This window comes from Janthinobacterium sp. SUN128 (genome assembly GCF_030587275.1).
GTDB lineage: Bacteria > Pseudomonadota > Gammaproteobacteria > Burkholderiales > Burkholderiaceae_D > Janthinobacterium > Janthinobacterium lividum.
This window is the reverse complement of the sequence record NZ_JAPWHY010000001.1, coordinates 3,401,721-3,425,081: the sequence shown is the minus strand read 5'-3', so window position 1 is coordinate 3,425,081 and position 23,361 is coordinate 3,401,721. Positions and strand designations below refer to the sequence as shown.

20 protein-coding genes are annotated in these 23,361 nt (G+C 63.8%); 9 read left to right on the top strand and 11 right to left on the bottom strand.

Annotation, left to right across the window (positions count from 1 at the left end; translation table 11 throughout):
* Nucleotide 1: 1 nt before the first annotated feature.
* Both O3297_RS15480 and O3297_RS15475 read right to left on the bottom strand, forming a co-directional pair.
* The gene (locus O3297_RS15480; RefSeq protein WP_070253702.1) at nucleotides 2-1,009 is read right to left on the bottom strand and encodes a response regulator; all 1,008 of its coding nucleotides are present in this window, start codon (nucleotides 1,007-1,009) and stop codon (nucleotides 2-4) included.
* A gap of 3 nt (nucleotides 1,010-1,012) precedes the next feature.
* Nucleotides 1,013-2,311 (bottom strand): sensor histidine kinase, encoded by a 1,299-nt coding sequence (locus O3297_RS15475; RefSeq protein WP_305049087.1) that lies wholly within the window; start codon nucleotides 2,309-2,311, stop codon nucleotides 1,013-1,015.
* Between the two features lie 152 nt (nucleotides 2,312-2,463).
* Between O3297_RS15475 and cqsA the strand changes: the two genes are divergently transcribed.
* Nucleotides 2,464-3,711 carry an alpha-hydroxyketone-type quorum-sensing autoinducer synthase gene (gene cqsA / locus O3297_RS15470; RefSeq protein WP_305049086.1) on the top strand — a complete coding sequence of 416 codons (1,248 nt, stop codon included), beginning with the start codon at nucleotides 2,464-2,466 and terminating at the stop codon, nucleotides 3,709-3,711.
* Nucleotides 3,712-3,721: 10 nt separating this feature from the next.
* Here the strand turns inward: cqsA and O3297_RS15465 are convergent, their stop codons facing one another.
* Genes O3297_RS15465 through O3297_RS15455 form a run of 3 tightly spaced genes read right to left on the bottom strand, consistent with a single transcriptional unit; the run spans nucleotide 3,722 to nucleotide 5,872 of the window.
* Nucleotides 3,722-4,189: a MarR family winged helix-turn-helix transcriptional regulator gene (locus O3297_RS15465; RefSeq protein ID WP_070281316.1), complete on the bottom strand. Its 468-nt coding sequence runs from the start codon at nucleotides 4,187-4,189 to the stop codon at nucleotides 3,722-3,724.
* A 57-nt stretch (nucleotides 4,190-4,246) separates the two neighbouring features.
* Nucleotides 4,247-4,594, bottom strand: coding sequence for a GIY-YIG nuclease family protein (locus O3297_RS15460; protein WP_151096742.1), 348 nt, complete (start codon nucleotides 4,592-4,594; stop codon nucleotides 4,247-4,249).
* Between the two features lie 12 nt (nucleotides 4,595-4,606).
* Nucleotides 4,607-5,872 (bottom strand): MFS transporter, encoded by a 1,266-nt coding sequence (locus O3297_RS15455; RefSeq protein WP_305049085.1) that lies wholly within the window; start codon nucleotides 5,870-5,872, stop codon nucleotides 4,607-4,609.
* A gap of 132 nt (nucleotides 5,873-6,004) precedes the next feature.
* Between O3297_RS15455 and O3297_RS15450 the strand changes: the two genes are divergently transcribed.
* Together O3297_RS15450 and rmuC are read left to right on the top strand one after the other, a co-directional pair.
* Complete coding sequence (locus O3297_RS15450; RefSeq protein ID WP_034785429.1) at nucleotides 6,005-6,400, top strand: group II truncated hemoglobin; 396 nt, start codon at nucleotides 6,005-6,007, stop codon at nucleotides 6,398-6,400.
* A 5-nt stretch (nucleotides 6,401-6,405) separates the two neighbouring features.
* Nucleotides 6,406-7,776 (top strand): DNA recombination protein RmuC, encoded by a 1,371-nt coding sequence (gene rmuC / locus O3297_RS15445; protein WP_034785265.1) that lies wholly within the window; start codon nucleotides 6,406-6,408, stop codon nucleotides 7,774-7,776.
* 9 nt (nucleotides 7,777-7,785) lie between these two features.
* Here the strand turns inward: rmuC and O3297_RS15440 are convergent, their stop codons facing one another.
* The 5 genes from O3297_RS15440 to O3297_RS15420 all read right to left on the bottom strand — a co-directional run bounded on the left by O3297_RS15440 (nucleotide 7,786) and on the right by O3297_RS15420 (nucleotide 16,666).
* Nucleotides 7,786-8,703, bottom strand: a complete 918-nt coding sequence (locus O3297_RS15440; protein ID WP_305049084.1) for an MHFG family PEP-CTERM protein — start codon at nucleotides 8,701-8,703, stop codon at nucleotides 7,786-7,788.
* A 316-nt stretch (nucleotides 8,704-9,019) separates the two neighbouring features.
* Nucleotides 9,020-10,867, bottom strand: a complete 1,848-nt coding sequence (glp, locus tag O3297_RS15435; RefSeq protein ID WP_305049083.1) for a gephyrin-like molybdotransferase Glp — start codon at nucleotides 10,865-10,867, stop codon at nucleotides 9,020-9,022.
* 62 nt (nucleotides 10,868-10,929) lie between these two features.
* Nucleotides 10,930-12,051, bottom strand: coding sequence for a GTP 3',8-cyclase MoaA (gene moaA / locus O3297_RS15430; protein WP_305049082.1), 1,122 nt, complete (start codon nucleotides 12,049-12,051; stop codon nucleotides 10,930-10,932).
* A gap of 29 nt (nucleotides 12,052-12,080) precedes the next feature.
* Nucleotides 12,081-13,418, bottom strand: a complete 1,338-nt coding sequence (gene chrA / locus O3297_RS15425; protein WP_305049081.1) for a chromate efflux transporter — start codon at nucleotides 13,416-13,418, stop codon at nucleotides 12,081-12,083.
* A 92-nt stretch (nucleotides 13,419-13,510) separates the two neighbouring features.
* Entirely contained in the window at nucleotides 13,511-16,666 is a 3,156-nt protein-coding gene (locus tag O3297_RS15420) for an Rne/Rng family ribonuclease (protein ID WP_305049080.1), read from the bottom strand.
* A gap of 686 nt (nucleotides 16,667-17,352) precedes the next feature.
* Here O3297_RS15420 and O3297_RS15415 point away from each other — a divergent pair.
* The 4 genes from O3297_RS15415 to O3297_RS15400 all read left to right on the top strand — a co-directional run bounded on the left by O3297_RS15415 (nucleotide 17,353) and on the right by O3297_RS15400 (nucleotide 20,511).
* Nucleotides 17,353-18,348, top strand: coding sequence for an RluA family pseudouridine synthase (locus tag O3297_RS15415; protein ID WP_034785281.1), 996 nt, complete (start codon nucleotides 17,353-17,355; stop codon nucleotides 18,346-18,348).
* An 88-nt stretch (nucleotides 18,349-18,436) separates the two neighbouring features.
* Entirely contained in the window at nucleotides 18,437-19,096 is a 660-nt protein-coding gene (locus O3297_RS15410; protein ID WP_034785432.1) for an HAD-IIIA family hydrolase, read from the top strand.
* Nucleotides 19,093-19,470, top strand: a complete 378-nt coding sequence (locus O3297_RS15405; protein WP_092608465.1) for a Rieske 2Fe-2S domain-containing protein — start codon at nucleotides 19,093-19,095, stop codon at nucleotides 19,468-19,470. Before O3297_RS15410 ends, O3297_RS15405 begins: the two co-directional genes overlap by 4 nt.
* A gap of 39 nt (nucleotides 19,471-19,509) precedes the next feature.
* Nucleotides 19,510-20,511 carry a S49 family peptidase gene (locus O3297_RS15400; protein WP_034785283.1) on the top strand — a complete coding sequence of 334 codons (1,002 nt, stop codon included), beginning with the start codon at nucleotides 19,510-19,512 and terminating at the stop codon, nucleotides 20,509-20,511.
* A gap of 367 nt (nucleotides 20,512-20,878) precedes the next feature.
* Here O3297_RS15400 and O3297_RS15395 read toward each other — a convergent pair whose 3' ends face one another.
* Nucleotides 20,879-21,250, bottom strand: a complete 372-nt coding sequence (locus O3297_RS15395; RefSeq protein ID WP_305049079.1) for a hypothetical protein — start codon at nucleotides 21,248-21,250, stop codon at nucleotides 20,879-20,881.
* A gap of 256 nt (nucleotides 21,251-21,506) precedes the next feature.
* Here O3297_RS15395 and O3297_RS15390 point away from each other — a divergent pair, with 256 nt between their 5' ends.
* A complete protein-coding gene (locus O3297_RS15390; RefSeq protein WP_034785285.1) occupies nucleotides 21,507-22,217 on the top strand; it encodes a pseudouridine synthase in 711 nt (236 codons plus the stop codon).
* Nucleotides 22,218-22,304: 87 nt separating this feature from the next.
* Nucleotides 22,305-23,303, top strand: a complete 999-nt coding sequence (locus O3297_RS15385; protein ID WP_305049078.1) for a fumarylacetoacetate hydrolase family protein — start codon at nucleotides 22,305-22,307, stop codon at nucleotides 23,301-23,303.
* Nucleotides 23,304-23,361: the final 58 nt, after the last annotated feature.

Sequence of the window (23,361 nt, the reverse complement as noted above, 5' to 3'; positions counted from 1 at the left end):
CTTAAGCGCTGACGCTATCGCCTGCGCCCGCCCGCAGAAATTGCGCGTAGGACATCACCGGCTGCCCCAGCTGGTGCGCCGGCACGTCGAACAGGGCCCAGAAATACGTCATGCGGCCCAGGCAGATGGTGGGCGCGGCGCAGTAGCGGAACCAGTTTTCGCCGATCTGCGCCGCGTACATGCCGTCGCTGTCGGCGTCGGAAAAGTAGGGAATCACTCGCATTTCCAGCAGGGCCAGCAGCAGTGACTCGGGCGCGTCGCTGTCGCGCGCCATTTCGTACTGCGTATGCAGGCTGCGTTCCGTCTCGATGATCATCAGCTTGGCGTGGCCTTCGCGCGTGAAGAACAGGATGCCGCTGGGATTGGGGAAAATATAGTATTCGACAAAACCATGGCGCTGGCACAGCTCGTGCACGACGGCGGCCAGCGCTTCGTCTTGCAGGAAACTGTAGTCGTGCAGCATCAGCAAGTCGCGCACGGTCTCCGATTGCTGCAGGAAGAATTCGCGCTGCAGGGCAACGATTTCCTGTTCCAGGATGTCGAGCGCATCGTCGTCGCTTTTCTTGATATAGCGGTCGATCAAGCCCCGGTTGAAGGCCGTCACGGCCACTTTTTCATCGGCCGCGCCCGTAAATAGAATCTTCTTGCACGGCAAGTCGCGCACGGCCTGGCAAAATTCCAGGCCATTCATCTGCGGCATTGAATAATCGACCACCAGCACGGAGGGCACGGCAAAGCGCTGCGCCTGGCCGCTGATGCGCCAGATGCGTTCGATGTCGAGCGCCACGTTGCATTGGTCGGGCGGCAGGTTTTGCGTGTCGAAGTTGACGTGCAGCGGCGTTTCGCCCGGCTGCGCGCTCTGGCGCAACCAGTGCAGGGCGCTGCTGGTGTCGTGGAAGGTCTTGCGCGCCAGGCCGGGATCGAGCTGGAACGCCAGGCTCTTCAGGAAGGAATCGCTGTCGTCGATCAATACGGTCAGGGTCGGATGGGTGTAGACGGGCAGTTGCATGCGTCACCTTGCGGGGGAAGAGGGTTGGAAGCGGGCAGGCACGGGCTGGGGGAATTCCAGGATGAAAATCGCATAGGCATGCTCGCGCGACACGCAGCGGATGCGCGCCTGCCAGGCGGTGACGATCTGGCGGCACAGGGCCAGGCCGATGCCGCTGCCGTTATGGACGGGATAGGAGTAAAAACGCTCGAAGATCAGCGGCAGGCGGTTCTTCGCGATGCCGCAGCCCGTGTCGATGAACAGCAGCCTGGGCACGGGGCGGGCGCCGTCGATGATGATGCGCACGCGTCCCTTGCCTGCCCGCTGGATGGCTTTCAGCGCGTTTCTCAGCAGATTCAGCAGGATCACCACGCACAGTTCGTCCTGGCCGGCGAACTGGAAGTCGGCACGCACGTCCACCTTGACGCTGCTGCGCTGGCTGTTGCTGGTAAATGGGTAGCGCTTGAGCACGGAGTTCACCATCTCCAGCATCGATAGCGCCTGGTTAGGCTGGAGGTTGCGGTTCACGGCACTGGCGCTCATCAGGAACAGATCGATCATGTGATGCATGTGGCGCACTTCGAACTGGATGCGCGACAGGGCTTCCTGCAACGGGGGCATGTCGTCCGCCTGGTCGGCCAGCTGCGGCAGCAGCCGGCGCATGCCCCGCACATTGGCTTCCACGCTGGTCAGCGGCGTGCGCAGCTCGTGCGCCACGGAACCAAGCCCGGCCGCCAGGCCTGCCAGCCGTTCCAGTTCCAGCACCTTGCTGCCCACTTTCACCACGGACAGCGCGGCAATGGTGAACCAGTGCACGGGCAGTTGCTGCAGCACTTCACGTTGCAGCAGGAAGCCGCCTTCCCCCTGCAGGATGACGGCGAGGCAGGCGGCGCTGGTGCCGATCAGGTAGGCGCAGCACGCCAGTTTCGTTTCGAAATGAAACAGCACGACCAGGCCGATCAGCAGCGATTCGCTCCAGATGGACGACGCATGGTTCATCAAAAACATGAAAGTAAAGAAGAAGGGCAGGATGTAGCTGAGCGCGAACAGCAGGTAACGCGACAGCCAGCGGACCGAGAAGCGGCGGGCAAACAGGCCAGCCATGCAAATGCCCACGCCCGTCAGGCGCAGGGTCAGGTTTTCATAGGCTTGCGGAAAAAAGTAATGCCACAGCAGGTAGTACAGCGGCATCGCCACCGTGCCCACGGCGGCCAGCATGGCGACTCGGCCGGCCAGGTCCTCATGCGGCACGCGCTCATGCAGCAGCGAATGGAGCAGGCGCCTGCGCCAGTGTGTCCATCGTCCTTGCAATTGCTGCGTCATGACTCTGCCTAGATTCTCTTTAGAACATTATCATCGCGTAAATTTTCCTGGTTGAACGGTTATCTCGTCGGACATTGATATACGTCAATGGATGGGTTTGCAACACGGTCAAGGCTTTAATTTGCAGCAAACCTTTCCCTAGGAGAAAAACCATGACTATCGCTACCAGCGTGCATACCCCATCTTTCGCCCGTGCCGAACACTGCCTGCCCGACTACATCGTGCGGCGCATGGATGCGCATCACATCACGCGCATCGAAAAACTGCTGGGCGGCCAGCATCCCCATGCCTGGCAACCGACCCCCGCCCATGCTATTTTCCTGGCCGGCAATGACTACCTGTCCATCGCCGCCGAGCCGACACTGGTGGCGGCGCAGGTGGCATCCCTGCAGGCGCATGCGGGCGGCATGCTGATGTCGGCCGTGTACTTGCAGGAAGGCAGCGAACAGCACCGGCTGGAAAGCCGGCTGGCCCGCTTCATGGGCTGCGAGGATGGCATCCTGGCGCAGTCCGGCATGGCGGCCAACGTCGGCTTGCTGCAGTGTATCGCCGGCCCCGGCATTCCCGTTTACCTGGACATGCAGGCTCACGCGTCGCTGTGGGAAGGCGTGCTGTCGGCCCAGGCCCAGGCCGTGCCCTTCCTGCACAACGACATGACGCACCTGCGGCGGCAGGTGGCAAAGCATGGCCGTGGCGTGATTGTCGTCGATGCCCTGTACAGCACCAACGGCAGCCTGGCGCCGCTGCTGGAGCTGCTCGATATCGCCGAGCGCAGCCACTGCGTGGTGGTGGTCGACGAGTCGCATTCGCTGGGCACGCACGGCCCGCAGGGCGCGGGCCTGGTGGAAGCCTGGGGACTGGGCCACCGCGTGCATTTCCGCACGGCATCGCTGGCCAAGGCCTTCGCGGGCCGGGCCGGTTTCATCAGCTGTTCCAGCCGCTTCAAGGGGTATTTCTTGTCCGAATCACGCCCCGCCATCTTCAGTTCCTGCCTGCTGGCGCATGAGCTGGCGTGGCTGGGCGCGGCGCTCGATTTCATCATGGCCGCCGACGAGCGCCGCGCCACCCTGCGGCGCCACACGCTGCAGGTGCGCGACGGCTTGCGCGAGCTGGGCTACAACGTCAGCGATGGCACGGAGCAGATCGTGGCGCTGGAGGCGGGCGGCGAACCGGCCACCCTGGCCCTGCGCCAGGCGCTGGAACGGCACGGCATTTACGGCGCCATGTTTTGTGCCCCGGCTACGGCGAAGAACCGCGCCATCGTGCGCCTGACCCTGAATGCGGGCTTGCGCGAGGATGAGTGCGCAAGAGTGCTGGCCGCCTGCGCCGCCATCCGCGACGAAACGGGCGTGGAGCACTGGCAGTCGACACGGCGCCTGCGCAAGCTGGCGCTCGTGTAAGGGCGATGCGTCAGCCGTTCGCTGGCTGGCTGCCGGCGATGCCGGCCAGCAGCATGGACAGCGGTGCCAGCTGTTCCGCGCTGGCGCTGCCCAGCAATTCCTGGCCCAGTGCCTGCGCTGTCGCATCGGCGTGGAGCAGCAGGGCTTGTCCCGCTTCCGTGATGACGGCATAGCCGACACGGGCATCGCGCGCATCGGCCTGGCGCGCCACCAGGCCGATTTTTTCCAGCGGCATCAAGGAGCGCGTGATGCCGGAGGCCGTCAGCGCCAGGCGTTCGGCCAGGTCGATGCGACGCAGGCGGCCGCCGGGCGCGCGCTGCAAGTGGTACAGCAATTGATAATCGCTGAAGCTCAGGCCATGCAGATTGCCCAGGATGCTGTCGAAGCGGCGCACCAGCACGGCCTGGGCGCGCGCCAGGCGCAGGCAGAAGTCCAGCGCGCTGGCACCGTCCGGCGGCGGGGGAGTGTGATCGATCATGACGTCCTTTCAATTCGCTGCGAAGTGCTTGAGTGCGCAAGTGTAAAGCATGGCCGCTCAATAGCGTGCCTGTCCCTGCTCCAGCAGCTGTGCCTGGTACAGCGCCAGCAGGGCGTCCAGCTCGGCATCCGCATCGAAGGCTGGATCGTCGGGCACCTTGACGGCATCGAGCAGCTCGAAACGGAAGGCCGCTGCGCCGTCGCGTTGCCAGTCCGCCTGCAGGAGGGCGTTGCGGTGCTTGCCCAGATTCAGTTCGAAGCGATGGCGGTTCAGCGCGCCAGGGGCATTGCGGCTGCGTTCGAGCAGGGTGCGTCCGCTGGGCAAGTGGCGCAGCGCGATGATGCCCAGCGCGGGCGCTTGTTGCCGGTAGGCCGCTTTCAGGGCCGCTTGTCGTGGTTTATCCATGCTGTGACTGCCTTAAGGTTGAACTGCATAATCGCTAGCCCCGATGCGGGGAATATCCGTCCACAGGATGGCGGCCCCGGCGGCGGCCAGCAGCAGGGCGCCGCCAGCGCAGAACAGCTCGCCCACGCTCAGGTGGCGCAGCAACGCACCCGTGGCCGCCGCCGACAGGGGCGCCAGTCCCAGGAAGATGCCCATGAACAGTGCCATCGCGCGGCCCAGCATGGCGGGCGCCACGCGCCGCTGTATCCACGTAAAGATGGCTACCTGCACATAGCCGCCCAGCATTCCCGTGACGGCCAGCAAGGCCGCGCCCTGCCAGGCCGTGCCGATTTGCCCCAGCGCCATCAGCAGCAGGCCCACGACCGCATCGACCAGCAGCAGGGTGGCGCCGAAGCGGCGGCGCAGCCAGGCGCCGCCCAGGCTGGACGCCAGCATGCCGGCCAGAGTGCCCGCACCGTGCGTGCCCATCAGCACACCCAGCGCCGCGGCGCCGTGCAGGCGCTCGCTGGCCAGCACGGGCAAGGCCACTTGCAGCGGCCCCATGACGAAGAAGGCCACCACCGCCCAGTACACATAGCAGCTGCGCAAGGGAATGTCGCGCCACACCATGGCCAGGCCCGCCGCCATGTCGCGCCACATGCCCTGCGCCGCCGCCACAGCCAGTGGCCGCAGGCTGACTTGCCGCAAGGTCCAGGCCGAGAACAGGAACGTCAGCGCATCGATGGCAAAGGCGGCGGCCAGCGCCGCCATGCCGGTGTGCTGGGCGCCATCGTGGGTGCCGAGCACGAGTGCCGCCAGCAGGGGGCCGGCCAGCAAGGACAACTGGCGCGCGCCCATCTGCAGGCTGTTGGCCGCTTGCAGTGACTGCGCCGGCACGGCTTGCGGCAGGATGGCCGTGCCGGCGGGAATGCCGAAGGCGGAAGCGATGCCCAGTGCCAGCGCGGCCGCATACGCCAGCGCCAGGCTGGCCTGGTCCAGCATCAGCAGCCCGGCCAGCGCCAGCAGGATGGCGGCATTGGCCAGTTTGCTTGCCAGCAGTACGCGCCGGGGCGAATGCCGGTCGGCGACCGTGCCACCCAATAAGATGAGCACGGCGCGGGGCGCGCCCATCAGGGCCACGGCGATGCCCAGGCTGAGGCTATCGCCCGTCAGGCTCAGCACCAGCCACGGCAGGGCCAGCATGCTGAACTGGTCGCCCAGCATGGACACGAGGCCGCCGCCCAGCAGCCAGCGGAAGTTGGTATTGCGCATCAAGTGGGATTCTGCGGTGGTCGACATGCTTTATCTTCCCGTGTTTAAAGATTGCATAGTAGTTGACATAAGCTTGAGTAGTCAAGTATATTGCTTTTTATTGTGGCAGCGACAGCTGCCGCCGCATGAGGCGCCAGCGCTTGCGCTATCATGGCGGCCATGACTGATACCACTGCCCCCACCCTGTACGAGACCATCGGCGGCGCCCCCGTGCTGCGCGAAATGGTCGACCGTTTTTATGACTTGATGGAGCTCGAAGCCGAGTTCGCCGGCATCCGCGTCATGCATCCGCCATCGACGGACGGCTCGCGCGACAAGCTGTATTTCTTCCTCACGGGCTGGATGGGCGGACCGGATTTGTATATCGAGAAATTCGGCCACCCGCGCCTGCGCGCCCGTCACTTGCCCTACGCCATCGGCACCAGCGAGCGCGACCAGTGGCTGCGCGCCATGGCCTGGGCCATGGAAGACACGGGCATCGAAGAATCCTTGCGCGTACGCCTGATGGAATCGTTCTATCAGACGGCCGACTGGATGCGCAACAAGCCTGACTGACACCCATGAGCCCAATCGAGTTTTACAGCCTGCTGGGCGCCGCCATCGTCGCCATCGTCCTGTTGCTATTGATCTTGCTGCGCCCGCGTGGCGCGGCCGGCGATGGCGCCACCACCCTGGCCCTGGTGCAGCAGCACCAGCAGCAAAGCCTGGATCGCATCGACCGGGTCGAGCGCGAAGTGCGGCTGCAACTGCAGGCATCGGCGCAAGCGACGCGCCAGGACCTGGCCACCGGCCTGGCGCAATTCCAGGCGGCGACTCTGCAACAACTCGACAGCCTGCGCACGCAGATGCAGGCGCAGGGGAAAGTCGGGCGCGAAGAGCAGGCGCAAAGCCTGGCGCGCTTTGCCGAGAGTACCAATCAAACCCTGGCCCAGCTGACGGAATCGAATGCGCAGCGCATGCTGGAAGTGCGCGCCACGCTCGAGAACAAGATCCGCGACTTGCAGGCCGACAATGGCGCACGCCTGGAAGAGATGCGCAAGACGGTCGACGAGAAACTGCACGCCACGCTGGAAACGCGCCTCAGTGCGTCGTTCCAGCAAGTGTCGGAGCGGCTGGAAAAAGTCCACCAGGGTCTCGGCGAGATGCAGCAGCTGGCGCTGGGCGTGGGCGATTTAAAGCGGGTACTCACCAATGTGAAGACGCGTGGCACCTGGGGCGAAGTGCAGCTGGAAATGCTGTTGGAGCAGGTACTCACTGTCGACCAGTATGCGAAGAATGTGGAAACCGTGGCCGGCAGCGGCGCGCGCGTGGAATTCGCCTTGAAATTGCCGGGCCTCTCCGACGGCGGCCCTCCCGTGTGGATGCCGATCGACGCGAAGTTTCCCAAGGAACAGTACGAGCGCCTGGTCGAGGCGGCCGAGCGGGCCGATGCCGACGGCGTGGCCTTGGCCGGACGCGAGCTGGAACGGGCCGTGCGCGGCGAAGCGAAAACCATCGCCGAGAAATACCTGGCGCCGCCGCACACCACCGACTTTGCCATCCTGTTCCTGCCCACGGAAGGCTTGTATGCGGAAGTGTTGCGCCGCCCGGGCCTGGCCGACGAATTGCAGCGCGTGCACCGGGTCAGCATCGCCGGACCATCCACGTTAACGGCCTTGCTCAACAGCCTGCAAATGGGTTTCCGCACCCTGGCGCTGGAAAAGCGCTCGTCGGAAGTGTGGCAAGTGCTGGGCGCCGTCAAGACGGAGTTCGGCAAGTTCGGCGACGTGCTGTCGCAAACCCGGCTGACCCTGGAAAAGGCGGCGAAGAATATCGAAAGCGCGGAAGTGCGCAGCCGGCAGATGGCGCGCAAATTGAAATCCGTGGAAGCCTTGCCGGGCGAGGCCGCCGCCTTGCTGCTGGGTAAGGCGGACGCCGGCGACGGCGAGTAGCGCGCCGCCTCAGGCCGCCCGCACAGTGCGGCGGCGCAGCGCGCTGTAGCCAACCAGCGCCAGTCCCGCCAGCAGCATGGCCCAGGTTTGCGGTTCGGGCACGGCCGGCAAGACCGTCGGCACCGTGGGGGGAAAGGTGGGGATGATCACGGTGGGCGGCACGATGATGCTGCTGCCCTGGTCCGGCGGCAGACCGCCGCCGCCACCGCCACCACCACCGCCGCCCATGCCGGCCGGCGGCGTGATGCCGCCGACGGTGCGCACATAATTGTTGAAAGGCAGGAACGGAATGCTGGCCACCTCGGGCGGCATGGCGCCGCCCGTGAAAGAACCGCCGCGCAAGGCGTCGGGATTGTCGATCAGTGGCACGCCTGCCGCTTCCGGGGCGGCGGGGGCGGCGGCAACAGGCGCTGCACCGGCGGGCGCGGCGCCTGCCGCCGGCGGCGCCGATGCGGGTGCCTGCGTGATACGGCTGACGTTACGGCAAATCGTCGGCACGAGGATGCACTGGCCCTGTACGCAATACACGAGTCCCCGTTCCTGCATCTGTTCGCTCCAGCCTGCACGTGTGACATTGCGGCAAACGCGGCCAGGGCCGAAATGCATGTCGCTGATGCGCGTGTTGTAGTTGCCCTTGCCGCGGATGGCGTCGCGGCTGATCACCACGATCTCATCGTACTGGCGCGCGCGCATGCGCTCCTTCAATTGTTCGCGCACTGGCGGCGCGATATCCGTATAGCGGTCTACCGCCGCCACCACGTCACCCATGAACGGGTCGACGCCTGGACGGTTCCAGTTGCAGTTATCCAGCACACCGGCGCGCGCGATGCCTTTCGCGCTGGCGGTCAAGGGCGCCAGGGACAAGGTAGCAAGCAGGCATGCCACGCCCAGCATGCTGGCTCCCGCGATCCATGAGCTGTGTCTCATTGTTAGTTTCCTCATGAAAACAATATCAAAATTGAACTTTATACAAGTTTGAATGTTATCACCGAAGAAACTTCAATATCAACTAATAAATAAAATTATTACAATTAGTGTTGTCTTTATTGATTTATTGGTCATGGAAATGATTAATATTTTTATCTTGATAGCCGAACAGTTGCCGTGCAGGATAAATTGATTGCGAAGGGGCAATGCGAACGGCCCGCGCAGGGCGGGCCGTTGTGAAGAGGAGGGGGAGACGCAGGTGACGCAGCGTGGAATGCGGCCCGGCCAGCGCGTCAGCCTGGCCGGTGGTGGTGCATCAGGTCAATCCATGGAACAGCACGATATCGACCAGGTCGCCGGCCGCCACATGGCCTTGCGCTTCGTGCAGCACGATCATGCAATTGGCTTGCGTCATCGAGCGCAGGATGCCGGAGCCTTGCGCTCCCGTCACGCGCACGTGCTGGCGCCCGTCCGCGCCCCGTTCGACGATGCCGCGCTGGTATTCCGTGCGGCCCCGTTTCTTGCGGATGGGCGCTTGCGCCGCCACCTGCAGCAGCGGCAGGCTGGCCGTGTCCGCAGCGGCGCCCATCAGGCGCAGCAGGGTCGGGCGGGCGAGGAAATAAAACGCCGCCATCACGGCCACGGGGTTGCCGGGCAGGCCCAGCAGCAAGGCCGATTCGCCTTCGCTGGCAATCCGCCCGAAGGCCATGGGGCGGCCCGGGCGCATGTTGATTTGCCAGAAGGCCACTTCACCGAGGCGCGCCAGGATGTCGCGCGTAAAATCGGCCGCGCCGCTGGACACGCCGCCCGACGTGATGATGACGTCGGCCGAGGCGCAGGCGCCGCGCATGGCCGCTTCCAGTGCCTGCGGATTGTCCTTGACGATGCCCATGTCGAGCACGTCGCAGCCGAGGCGGGTCAGCATGCCCAGCAGGGTGTAGCGGTTGCTGTCGTAGATGCAGCCCGCGTCGAGTTGCTCGCCGATCGAGCGCAATTCGTCGCCGGTGGAAAAGAAGGCCACGCGCAGGCGCCGGCGTACGGGTACTGTGGCGATGCCCAGCGAGGCCAGCAGACCCAGCTCGGCCGGCCCCAGGCGCTTGCCTTGCAGCAGGGCAGGCTGGTCCTGCATCAGGTCTTCGCCCTTGAAGCGGCGGTTGTCGCCGGGGCGGATGCAGTCCGGCGCCACGGTGATGTGCTGTGCGCTGGCGTGCTGCACCAGTTCCTGCGGCACCACGCTGTCGCAGCCGTCCGGCATGACGGCGCCCGTCATGATGCGCGCGCATTGGCCGCGTCCAATGTTGACCGTGCCGGGACGCCCGGCCAGGATGGTGTCGACCACGGCCAGGGTGACAGCAGTGTCGCCACCGAGGTCGGCGCCGTGCAGGGCGTAGCCATCCATGGCGGAATTGTCGTGCGCGGGCACGCTGATGGGCGAGATGATGTCGGCCGCCAGGATGCGCTCGAACGCTTGCGGCAGCGGCAGTTCCTCGATCTCGGCGACAGGCGCGACGGTGTCGGCCAGGATGGCTTGCGCCATCGGCACGGACAGGCCCTGCGCCTGCAGGGCCGCCAGCTCGTCCGGGGTATTGATGTTGCCGAACGCGCTATTGTTCTCGAAGAGCACCTCGGCCAGTTTCAAGGGGCCATGCCAGGTGCGCATGCGGCGCTCTCCGCTGCGCAGGTACGCATCGAGCTGGGGCAGGGCGGAAGTCTTGACGAGACAGAAGACGGGGTGCGGGCGGCGCACCGTCTGACCCGTCGCGGGATCGATGTCCTCGGTGACGGCGATGGCCAGGTCGGCATTGCTTTGTGTCAAACCGGCGGCCAGGCGCGCTGCCAGGTCGGGCGGCAGCAGGGGCGAGTCGCACGGCACGGTGAGCAGATAGGGCGTGTCGGCGTGCTGCATGCCGCTGTGCAAGCCGGCCAGCGGACCCAGCTGGCCCGGCAGCACGTCCGGCCACACGGGCAGGCCGAAGCGCGCGTAATCTCCGGCATCCGCATGGACACTGATGGCCAGCTGGCCCACTTGCGGCGCCAGGCGCTGCAGCACGTGGCGGACCAGGGGCTGGCCATGCAGGGGCAGCATGCCCTTGTCGCGCTGGCCCATGCGCGTGCCGAGGCCGCCGGCCAGGATCAGGCCGGTAATGTCGTGTTGATTGATCATGAGAGGCGAAAATGTGGATGCATACGCCATGGTAGCAGCGGCAGGCGTACGCCGCTCCCGATTCAGCCGCCGATGTACGACATTTCCACTTTCTTTTTACCGTGCTCAAGTGCGCCGCCCGTCAAATCCGTCTGGCTGGTGCGCAATTGCGAATAGCGGTCGCCGCGGCCGCGCCATAGCTGCGCCACGGCCGAGGAAATTTCTGCATCGCTGTGGCCGCCGCGCAGCAGGCTGCGCAAGTCGTGGCCGCTGCTGGCGAACAGGCACGTGTACAGCTTGCCTTCGGTCGAGAGGCGGGCGCGGCTGCAGTCGGCGCAGAACGCTTGCGTGACGCTGGAAATGAGGCCGATTTCGCCGCTGCCATCCGCATAGCGCCAGCGCGCCGCCGTTTCGCCCGTGTAGTTCGGGTTGATGGGCAGCAAGGGCATCTGCGCGCCGATACGGCGCACGACTTCTGCCGAAGGGATGACTTCCTGCAAGTTCCAGCCGTTCGAGGCGCCTACGTCCATGTATTCGATGAAGCGCAGAATGTACGGCGTGCCCTTGAAGTGGTGCGCCATGGGCACGATTTCCTGCTCGTTCATGCCGGCCTTGACGACCATGTTGATCTTGATGGGGCCGAGTCCTGCCTGGTGCGCCGCATCGATGCCGTGCAGCACGTCGGCCACGGCAAAATCCACATCGTTCATGCGCTTGAAGGTGGCGTCGTCGAGCGAATCGAGTGACACGGTGACACGGTTCAGGCCCGCATCCTTGAGCGCCTGCGCCTTTCTTGCCAGCAAGGAACCATTGGTCGTCAGTGTCAGGTCCAGCGGCTGGCCCGACGGCGTGCGCAGGTCGGCCAGCATGGCGATGAGCTTTTCGATATTCTTGCGCAGCAGCGGTTCGCCGCCCGTCAGGCGGATCTTTTCCACCCCGTGCGCGACGAACAGGCGTGCGATGCGCGTGATTTCCTCGAACGACAGCAAATCCGTGTGCGGCAGATACACGTGGTTCTTGTCGAACACGTCCTTCGGCATGCAATACACGCAACGGAAATTGCAGCGGTCGGTAATCGAGATGCGCAAGTCGTGCAGGGGCCGGCCCAGGCTGTCGGCCACATTGCCGCTGGGGCTTTCCAGCTGCGCAGGGATCGCCGGTGCCCCGTTGCGGGCTTCGGCGAGGTAGATAATCTTGTCAGCCATGAAAGGTGATACCACTTACGTTGAGTCGTTCAAGGCAGATACGATAGCACGAGGCCGAAGATGGCACAGGCGAGCAGCAATTTGATGGTGCCCACTTGAAACCTGATCAGCGCCACGCCGGCCGCCAGCGCGATGAACATCGCCAGCCATTCCCAGTGCGGCAGCGGGTTTTCTTGCCAGAAGATATGGCGGCCAAAGAACAGCGCCAGGCTGGCGATGACGCCCACCACGGCTGCCGAGATGGCCGTCAGGGGCGCGCTCAGGCGCAGATTTCCGCGCGATGCTTCCACCAGCGGCGCACCGGCCAGGATGAAGATGAACGAGGGCAGGAAGGTAAACCAGCTGGCGACGAGCGCGCCGCACACGCCCGCCAGCCACAGCTGCTCCCCTGTCACGGCATGGCTCCAGCCGCCGACAAAACCGATGAAGGCGACGATCATGATCAGGGGGCCGGGCGTCGTTTCGCCCAGCGCCAGGCCATCCATCATTTGCTCGCTGGTGATCCAGTGGTAGTGGTCGGCGGCGCCCTGTACCAGATACGGCAGCACGGCATACGCGCCGCCAAACGTGAGCAGGGCCGCCTTGCTGAAAAACACGCCCATCTGCGCCAGCGGCTGGTCCGCGCCGCCCGCCAGCGCCAGGCCCAGCCAGGCGAGGAAAGCCAGGGCCAGGCCCAGCGCACAGGTGGCCAGCAGGCGCGGCCAGCTGAAGCGCGCGTGCTCCGGCGTGGGCGTGTCGTCATCGATGAGGGCGGCGCCGTAGCGGGCCGCGCCGCCATGCGAGGCGGCGCCGACATGGAAGTGGGCCGGCAGCCAGCGCCCGCCCGCCATGCCCAGCAGGGCGGCGGCGAGCAGGATCAGCGGAAATGGCAGCTGTAGCGCGGCGATGGCGACAAATGCGCCCGCCGCGATGGTGATCAGGCCGGGGCTGCGCAAGGTGCGCCGGCCCAGGCGCCAGGCGGCCGCCAGCACGATGGCGACGACGGCCGGCTTGATGCCGTACAGGACGCCGGCGATGGCGCCCACGTGGCCATACGCCATGTAGAGCCAGGACAGCACGATCAGCACGATCAGCGAGGGCAGCAAGAACAGCAGGCCCGCCACCAGGGCGCCGCGCGTGCGGTGCATCAGCCAGCCGATGTAGATGGCCAGCTGGGTCGCTTCCGGCCCCGGCAGCAGCATGCAGTAGTTGAGGGCGTGCAGGAAGCGCTGCTCGGAAATCCAGCGCCGCTTTTCCACCAGCTCCGCATGCATCATGGCGATTTGCCCGGCCGGGCCGCCAAAACTGACGCAACCGAGCTTGAGCCAGTAGCGGAAGGCGCTGCGCAGGCTGACGGGGGCGGGAGCTTGATTGGCGTTCTCGTGCATGGCGGGCGGATGGCTGGCAAAGAAGTGGACGTAAAAAAGGGGAAGCCTGAGCTTCCCCTTTCATCATTGGCGGCTGGGCGAACCCGGCGCGCTTATGGACGTTGCGTGTTGACCTGGATCAACGGCTCATCCGATTGCGGCGGCAATGGCTTGCGTTCGCGCGGCTTGCGCACGGGAGCGACTGCCTTGGCAGCGGCTTCCTGCGCCAGGCGCAGTTTTTCCGGATCGGTGGCAGCCAGGGTCAGGCCGGCCGAACCGAGCACTGCGCTCAAGTCCAGCGGCGCGGCGACTGGCGCTGCAGGAGCAGGAGCAGGAGCAGGAGCAGGAGCAACGACAGGGGCTGGCGCCGGAGCAGGTGCAGGAACAGGGGCGGGAGCCACTTCGGCAACCACCGGGGCCGCTTCCACCACGGCCGGTGCCGCTTCGGCGACTGGCGCTTCTTCAGCTACAGCGACGGTTTCCACGACAGCAACCGTTTCCACGACTGGCGCCGCTTCGACGATGACTTCCGCTGGAGCAGGCGCTTGCGCCGGTGCAGCTTCCGTTTTCTCGGCAAAGCTGTACTCGGCAGCTGGTACTGGTTCGGCAGCGGCTGGTTCAGCTTGCGCTGCTGCCGCTTCCACAGGGGCTGGCGCTACGATCACTTCAGCGGCTGGTGCGGCTTCTTCGACCTTGGCGATGTCCACGACCTTGGCGATTTCGACCACTTCGACCACTTCGGCCGCGACGGCAGGAGCGGTTTCGGCAGCAGCTTCCACTGGCGCAGCGACGGCGACGACAGCGGCGGCAGCCACGACGGCTACTGGAGCGGCATCGGCGGCAGCTTCCGGCGCCGGAGCAACCGTGAAGCTGATTACCGGTGCATCCTGGCCTTCGTTTTCACCGTTTGCCGATTCGATCAGCTCGCCCGTTTCGCGGTCGCGGCGGTTGCGGTTGCGGCCGCCACGACGGCGGCGGCGGCGCGGTTCTTCACCTTCCACGTCGTTTTCCGTCTCTTCGCCTTCAGGACCGGCATTCGCCGGTGCTTTCAGCAGGTTCGCCGGTGCGGCGTCGGATTCCGGGCCGTTGGACGGCACGACGACGTTCACTGCGCTGACGGTGGCGCCAACCAGTGCCAGCTCTTCAGCTTTCACTTCAGCAACAACAGCCTTGTCGGCGCGCGGTTCGCGGCCTTCGCGTGGCTGGCGTGGCGGACGTTCGGCACGTTCCGGACGTTCTGCGCGTTCCGGACGCTCGGCGCGTTCAGGACGCTCACCGCGTTCGCGTGGTGCCGCCGTTGCATCGCCGCCTTCGCGGGCTTCACGCGGTTCGCGTGGCGGACGCGGTGGGCGTGGCGGACGTGCCGCTTTTTCCAGTGCTTCCGCCGCTGCATCGTCCTGGGCTGGACGGCCCTGGCCCGGTTCGCGTTCTTCGCGGCCAGGCTTGCCGTTGCGGCCACGGCCACGCGGGCCACGGCTGTTGCGGTCGCCGCGGTCGGCGCCGGCCGGCTTGGCTGGTGCGACAGGGGCGGGTGCCGGTGCCACCGGTGCCGGGGCGCCGGTGAAGAAGCTGATGATCTTGGCGATCAGGCCCTGTGGTGCGGCAGGCGCGGCCACTGGAGCCGGTTTCGCTTCGACGGGCTTGCGCTCGACCAGCGGTGCCGGCTGGTCAGGGGTGATCGTCTTGACGACGGCTTCCTGGCGCGGCTTGGCTTCTTCCTTCTGGCGCTTGCTGTAAGCCATGTCGGTTTCAGCGCTTTCAGCCAGGTTGTAGCTGGCCTGGCTGTCTTCCAGACGCGGATCGTCGTGCTTGATGCGTTCGAGCTTGTAGTGCGGCGTTTCCAGATGCTTGTTCGGGATCAGGATCACGGCGATGCGGTGGCGGTTCTCGATTTTCAGTACTTCGCCGCGCTTTTCGTTCAGCAGGAAGGCGCCCACGTCCACGGGCACCTGCACGTGGATGGTGGCCGAGTTTTCCTTCATCGCCTCTTCCTGGATGATGCGCAGCACCTGCAGGGCGGACGACTCCGTATCGCGGATGTGGCCGGTGCCGGAGCAGCGCGGGCACGTCACGTGCGAGCCTTCGGACAGCGAAGGACGCAGGCGCTGGCGCGACAGTTCCATCAGGCCGAAGCGGGAAATCTTGCCCATTTGTACACGGGCACGGTCATGGTGCAGCGCATCTTTCAGACGCTGTTCCACTTCGCGCTGATTCTTTGCCACTTCCATGTCGATGAAGTCGATGACGATCAGGCCGCCCAAGTCGCGCAGACGCAGCTGGCGGGCCACTTCTTCGGCCGCTTCGCAGTTGGTGTTGAAGGCGGTCGTCTCGATGTCCGAGCCGCGCGTGGCGCGGGCCGAGTTGACGTCGACGGAGACCAGTGCTTCGGTATGGTCGATAACGATGGCGCCGCCCGATGGCAACGGCACGGTGCGGCTGTACGCCGTTTCGATCTGGTGTTCGATCTGGAAGCGCGAGAACAGCGGCACGTCGTCGCTGTAGCGTTTTACGCGGTGCACCATGTCGGGCATCACGTGGCTCATGAACTGGTGCGCCTGGTCGTAGATCTCGTCGGTGTCGATCAGGATCTCGCCGATGTCGGGCTGGAAGTAGTCGCGGATGGCGCGGATGACGAGCGACGATTCCTGGTAGATCAGGAAAGCGCCGTTGGCCGACTTGCCGGCGCCTTCGATGGCGCGCCACAGTTGCATCAGGTAATTCAAGTCCCACTGCAGCTCATCGACGTTGCGGCCGATGCCTGCCGTGCGGGCAATGACGGACATGCCAGCAGGCAAGTCCAGTTTATCCATGGTTTCGCGCAATTCCTGGCGCTCTTCACCTTCCACGCGGCGCGATACGCCACCGCCACGCGGGTTGTTCGGCATCAGGACCAGGTAACGGCCGGCCAGCGAGACGAACGAGGTCAGGGCGGCGCCCTTGTTGCCGCGCTCTTCCTTTTCCACCTGGACCATGATTTCCTGGCCTTCGCGCAGCGCTTCCTTGACGGAAGCGTTACGCACGTCCACGCCTTCACGGAAGTACGTGCGGGCAACTTCCTTGAAAGGCAGGAAGCCGTGGCGGTCTTCGCCATAGCTGACGAAGCACGCTTCGAGCGATGGCTCGATGCGCGTGATCACGCCCTTGTAGATGTTGGATTTGCGCTGTTCGCGCCCGGCTGTCTCGATATCGATGTCGATCAGTTTTTGTCCGTCGACAATCGCTACGCGCAGTTCTTCTTGCTGCGTGGCATTAAACAACATGCGTTTCATTTTTATAACTCCGCGACCCGTAGGCCATCTCAAAGCCGCTTCCGGGGAAGCGGCGAAGTACAGGGATATATGCGAGAACGGGAGTGCTGGCGGGGGAAATGCCTAGGCGTGCGGAGCAACAACGCGTACGAGGTATACGTTACGGCCGCAACAGGCGCGGTGAGGTCGATCGTCATGCCGAGTGCACAGGACACTTGCAACTCATCTGAAGCAGCCCGGATGTCGGGGGCAGAGAATGCAAGTGGTCAGCAAATTCAGAGCCAAATCGTAAGCCGGCTCATTACAGGGATCGCGATGGCGAGGCTTGGCCTCAGCCTATTCATCGACAACCCTCAGTATTGTGGCCGCATACGGGGTTTGGCGAAAACGGCAAGCGTTATCAACTTCATCAACCCGCGAGCCCGACTCGATAAGTCGCGCTAACGGGTACTTATCCTTATAATCCAATACACTCACTTCAGCATCTCCACGCGTTATCCGATTACAACTACGGTGCAACCTTGATTCGCGCAGGGATGGTGCATATACATTTTTTTCCACCGAATTTGCAATTTGGCGAGGCCGGTGGAGACGCCCCTGTGTAAAATGTGCTTTTATTCTTACACTCGCAGCAGCCAGGGCCGCAGCAAAAACAATTATATATTCAAAATGAAGGACTTAGAGAGATTTCTGGGAAGACATAGTAAATGAAGAGTCAAAATGATGTTGTTCCCCCTTCAACACCCCCGGTTCAGCCGCAAGCCCAATTCGTAACGATCGCCGAGGAAGAAGCAGGCCAGCGCATCGACAACTACTTATTAAGAGTGTGCAAGGGAGTGCCTAAAAGCCACATCTACCGGATCTTGCGATCGGGAGAAGTGCGGGTTAATAAAGGCCGTATCGATCAGCTGTACCGTCTCGCCGCTGGCGACGTGGTGCGCATTCCCCCCGTGCGCGTGGCCGAAAAGGCGCCCACGGGCGCGCCGGCCGCCGAATTCAAGATCATCTTCGAAGATGCGCAGCTGCTCGTCATCGACAAGCCGGCCGGCGTGGCCGTGCATGGCGGCTCGGGCGTGTCGTTCGGCGTGATCGAGCAATTGCGCGCTTCGCGCCCCGACGCCAAGTTCCTGGAATTGGTGCACCGCCTGGACCGCGACACGTCCGGACTGCTGTTGCTGGCAAAGAAACGTTCCGCGTTGACGAACTTGCACGAGCAGATGCGCGATGGCGTCACGGACAAGCGCTACCTGGTGCTGGTGGCCGGCGACTGGAAGAATGCGCGCCAGCATATCAAGTTGCCGCTGCATAAATATACGACGGCCGAAGGCGAGCGACGGGTGGCCGTGCAGGCTGATGGCCTGGCGTCGCACACGGTGTTTTCACTGTTGCATAAATATCACAACTTCGCCTTGCTGGAAGCGGAATTGAAGACGGGACGCACGCACCAGATCCGCGTGCACCTGTCTTCGTCCGGTTTCCCCATCGCCGGCGACGATAAATATGGCGACTTTGCCCTCAACCGTGCCCTGTTGAAAGCCGACAGCACGCGCGGTGCCCTGAAACGCATGTTCCTGCACGCGCACCAGATCACGTTTACGCATCCGGAAACGGGCAAGACGATGACCCTGAACGCGCCGCTGGCTGCCGAATGCGAGCGTTTCTTGGTAAGCTTGGGCAAACCATTGGCCGTTGCCGCACGATAAGTAAGCACTGTGCGCGTGACACTACTCACAAGGTAGTCAGTCGCCGTCATTCACTATCAAGGAGCCGGCGGCTATGCCGTCGGGAAACATGGCAAGAAAGCAATTTGATCTGATCGTCTTCGATTGGGACGGTACGCTGATAGACAGTACCTCGACCATCGTCAAGTGCATCCAGGCGTCGGCCAAAGACTTGGGCTTGCCAATTCCCACCGAGTTGCTCGCTTCGCATGTGATCGGCCTGGGCTTGCAGGAAGCCATGCAGCTGGTGATGCCCGACGTGGAGCCGAAATACCATGCGCGCATGGCCGAGCGCTACCGCTATCACTACCTGTCGCGCGACCATGAGCTGGCCCTGTTTCCGGGCGTCTACGAAATGCTGCAGGAACTCTCGCAGCAGGCGTATTTCCTGGCGGTGGCCACGGGCAAGAGCCGTGTCGGCCTGAACCGCTCCTTGAATGCCGTCAAGCTGCTGTCCCTGTTCGATGCGACGCGCTGCGCCGACGAAACCTTTTCCAAGCCCCATCCGGCCATGCTGCAGGAACTGACGCGCGAACTGGGGCAGGATATGCGCCGCACCGTGATGATCGGCGACACCAGTCATGATTTGTTGATGGCAAGCAATGCCGGCGCGGCCAGTATTGCCGTAGAGTATGGAGCGCATCCGGTGGAGCAGTTGCAAGCTTGCCATCCCCTGTATTCGGCCGCCACGGTGGCCGACCTGCATCAATGGCTGAGCGAGCACGCATGATGAACGATGTTGTCGATGTATTCATTTGCGCCGCCGACGCCGTGGCCGATGGCGGCAAGGGCGTGCGCTTTCCCGTCTCGGCCGGTGGCGAAGCGACCACCGGTTTTGTCGTGCGCCATGGCGGCAAGGCGTATGGCTACCTGAACCGCTGCGCCCACGTGCCGATCGAACTGGACTGGGCTGAGGGCGAGTTTTTCGAGTCCAGCGGCTTGTACCTGATGTGTTCGACGCATGGCGCCATCTATGTGCCGGAAAGCGGCCTGTGCGCGGGCGGCCCCTGCAAGGGCGGGCGCTTGCGTCCGATTGCCGTGGCCGAGCGCGATGGCCAGCTGTACTGGCAACCCGACGAGTATGTCCAGCCACTGCCGGCCTGAGGCCGGGACGGGCTTTCTGTAATTTAAGCAAAGTGAACCATGAGCGATAACACGAATGACAAGCTGGCCAGCAGCGCGCCAGCCGCCGGCCACGGCGCCCCTGCGGGACACTGGGAGCGCGACGTGCTGGAAAAGCTGGTATTTGCCACTTTGCAAGAGCAACGCGCACACCGCCGCTGGAGCATCTTTTTCAAGGTCTTCAGCCTGCTGATCGTGCTGTTCGCCCTGTGGGTGTTTTATGACTACAACACGGCCGACGACAGCGAAACCCTGGGCCGCCACACGGCCCTGATCGACATCAGCGGCGCCATCGAGTCCGAAGGCAGCGGCTCGGCCGCCGTCGTCATCCCCGCGCTGGACAAGGCATTTTCCGATGCCGGCTCCGTGGCCGTGGTGCTGCATATTAATAGTCCGGGCGGCAGTCCCGTGCAGGCCGGCATGATCGTCGACGAGATGCAGCGCCTGCGCAAGGGCTATCCGGACAAGCCTTTATATGTGGTGGTCGATGAAATGTGCGCCTCGGGCGGCTATTACATCGCCGCCGCCGCCGACCGCATCTACGTCAACAAGGCCAGCGTGGTCGGTTCCATCGGCGTGCTGATGGATGGCTTCGGCTTCACGGGCGTGATGGAAAAAGTCGGCGTCGAGCGCCGCTTGCTGACGGCGGGCGAGAACAAGGGCTTCATGGACCCGTTCAGCCCACTGACGGAAAAACACAAGGCGTATGCGCAGAGCATGCTCAATGAAATCCACCAGCAATTCATCGACGTCGTGCGCACGGGACGGGGCAAGCGCCTGAAGGAAACGGCCGATACCTTCTCCGGCCTGTACTGGACGGGCGCGAAAGCCGTGGAAATGGGCCTGGCCGACGATTTCGGCACGGTCGACAGCGTGGCGCGCGATATCGTCAAGGCGGAAGACATCGTCGACTACACGCAGCATGAAGGCTTGCCGGAACGGGTGCTGAAAAAGTTTGGCGCCGCCATGGGCGCTGGCGCCATGAAGGCGGCCGTGCAGCAGTCACAACCGGCGTTGCGCTGAGGACATCACTCTTGGCTGGCAGGCAAGCCAATCGAGAATGATTTTCAATAAGGTGGTAAATTGGCTTGAAAACGGGGCTGCTTGGGCTATAGTGAAAGCGTAGTTCTTTTCAAGGAGGGGCGATATATCAACTATGTTGTCAGTACTAACTTGATTGGCAGGTCTTGGAACTACTCGCCGCATCGCAGATGTGGTTTTGAGTGAATTTACATTCCTCACTAAAGTCCCGATGGGGCTTGGGAACGGCGGCGCAATGCCGCCGTTTCCTTTTGTGTGTGCTGGATGGGCCGGTGTCGGCGGATGGGTCTGGGTGCGCTGGCAAGGCAGGCATGCGAAGGCAGGGCATGGCTGGTCGGACGGGCCGCGCTCAGACGGCGCAGCCGTTGCAGTGCGCGGGCAGGGGCTGCCTGGCCACCGCAGCGCCGACGCTGGCGTTGGTGTCGGACGGTATGTCCGCCATGGCAGGCGCGGCCACGCTGTCGGTTTCCGCGTCTGCGTCCGCATCCGCGTGCGCAAAACCACCCAGTTCCAGCCAGCACATGAAATGGCATTGCGCCTCGGCATGCCAGTGCGTCTGGCTGGCTGGCGATGGCGGCGCGTCCGCATCCTGCGGCGCAGGGGTGCTGCTCCAGCGTGCCACGCCGAGTCTGACTTTGTGCATGGCCGCCTGTTCCGCAGCGATGCGCTGGCGCATGTCGGCGATGCTGCCTTGTAAGGCGATGGTATCGGTATGCTTCATACAATGTCCTTGTGGGTCGTTGCCTGGTTATTATTCCTAAAGCTCGTTAGGCGGATTCCTACCGAAGTTTCAGTCTATCAATGCGATATTCCGAGCGCTTGATATTTCTCAAAGGAATCAACCATTTCTCGCCAAATCTCACCTTGTTCTTTTTGGTATTTCTGCGTGTGCCATGGTTTCGTGCCGCCTGCACCGCCGTGCGGGCGCCAGGTGCCGCCGCTTCACGCTGCCACCCGCTTCTGGTAAAGTCACGCCCATGAGTAAATTATCCCTAGACCGCATCCTGCAATCGCAGGGTTTTGGCACCCGTAAATATTGTCGTTCCCTCATCGAGGATGGCGATGTCGTCATCGATGGCGTCACCCAGACCAATTACCGCACCACCGTCGAGACCGAAGGCCTGGTGCTGCATGTATTTGAAGAAGAATGGGTGGTCCGCCAGCACCTGTACCTGGCGCTGAACAAGCCCGCCAACTTCGAATGCTCGCGCAAGCCCAGCCATCATCCTGGCGTGTTGACCTTGCTGCCGGAGCAATTCACCTGGCGCGAAGTTCAGCCCGTCGGCCGGCTCGACCACGATACGACCGGCATGCTGCTGATGTCCGACGATGGCCCATTTATCCATGCCCAATCGTCGCCGAAGCGGCACGTTCCCAAGATTTACCAGGCCACTACGCAAGAGCCCGTGACCGATGAACTGGTGGCCCTGCTATTGGCCGGCGTGCAATTGCACGACGAACCGGCCCCGCTGGCCGCCCTCGTCTGCGTCAAGCGGGGCGAGCACCAGCTGGAAATCGTGCTCGAGCAAGGCAAATACCACCAGGTCAAGCGCATGCTGGCCGCCGCCGGCAACCATTGCAGCGCGCTGCACCGTTCCGCCATCGGCAGCCTGACCCTGGAATCGCTGGGCATCGCCGAAGGCGAGTGGTGCTACCTCACGCCCGAGCAGATCGCGCTCCTGGCCTAGTTCCTTCCTGACCGCCAAAGCCGGGGATATCCCGGCTTTTTGGCGTCTTTAGCCTCCATTGCCTGCATTTGACGAAGTTTCCCGCCTATGAAATTAGCTACCCTGAAGGATGGCACGCGCGACGGCCAGCTGGCTGTCGTGTCGCGCGACCTGAAAACGGCCCATCTGGCCGACGGCATCGCCCCGACCCTGCAAAAGGCGCTCGACGACTGGAGTTTCATCGCGCCCCAGCTCGATTTGCTGTACCAGACCATCAATAGCGGCCGCGGCCATCGCGCCTTTGAATTCGACCCCGCTAACTGCATGGCGCCCTTGCCGCGCAGCAGCCTGCGCGTGGCCGGCGTATCCTACCTGTCGCAGATCGAGCGGGCCTGCAAGGCCGCAGGCAGCGAGGTACCGGCCAACTTGCGCGACGCACCGCGCATGTACCAGGGCGCCAGCGACAATTTCCTCGGTGCCCACGACGAGATCATCCTGGCGCACGAGCAGTGGGGCATCGATTACGAGGCAGGCATCGCCGCCATCACGGACGACGTGGTCATGGGCTCCACGCCCGACCAGGCACACCTGAACATCAAGCTGTTGATGCTGGTCAACGACATCACCTTGCGCAACCTGGTGCCGGACGAGCAGGCGAGTGGTTATGGTTTCCTGCAAGCGAAACCGGCCATGGCCTGCTCTCCTGTCGCCATCACGCCTGACGAGCTGGGCGATGCCTGGCGCGGCGGCAAGGTGCATCACGCCCTGCGCTGCAGCCTGAACGGCAAGTTGACGGGCCAGCCCCACGCGGGCGCCGACATGGCGTTCAATTACCCGCAATTGCTCGCCCATCTGTGCCAGACGCGCAACGCGCGCAGCGGCAGCGTGGTCAGCGCGGGCGGGGTCGCCAACAAGGAAGTCAAGAAGGGTTTTTCCAGCATCGTTGAGCGACGTAACCAGGAGATGATCGCCGATGGCGTCGCCAGCACGCCATTTCTGTTGTTTGGTGATGTTGTTCGATTGGAGATGCTGGGTGACGACGGCAAGTCCTTGTTTGGCGCCATCGAGCAGACTGTCAAGCAGGCGGAAGCAAGGAAGTCCCGCTAAGGTTTCTGGGGAGCAAAGGAAAAGCAGGGCAATTGCCCTCCTTCTCCCCCGATGGCGT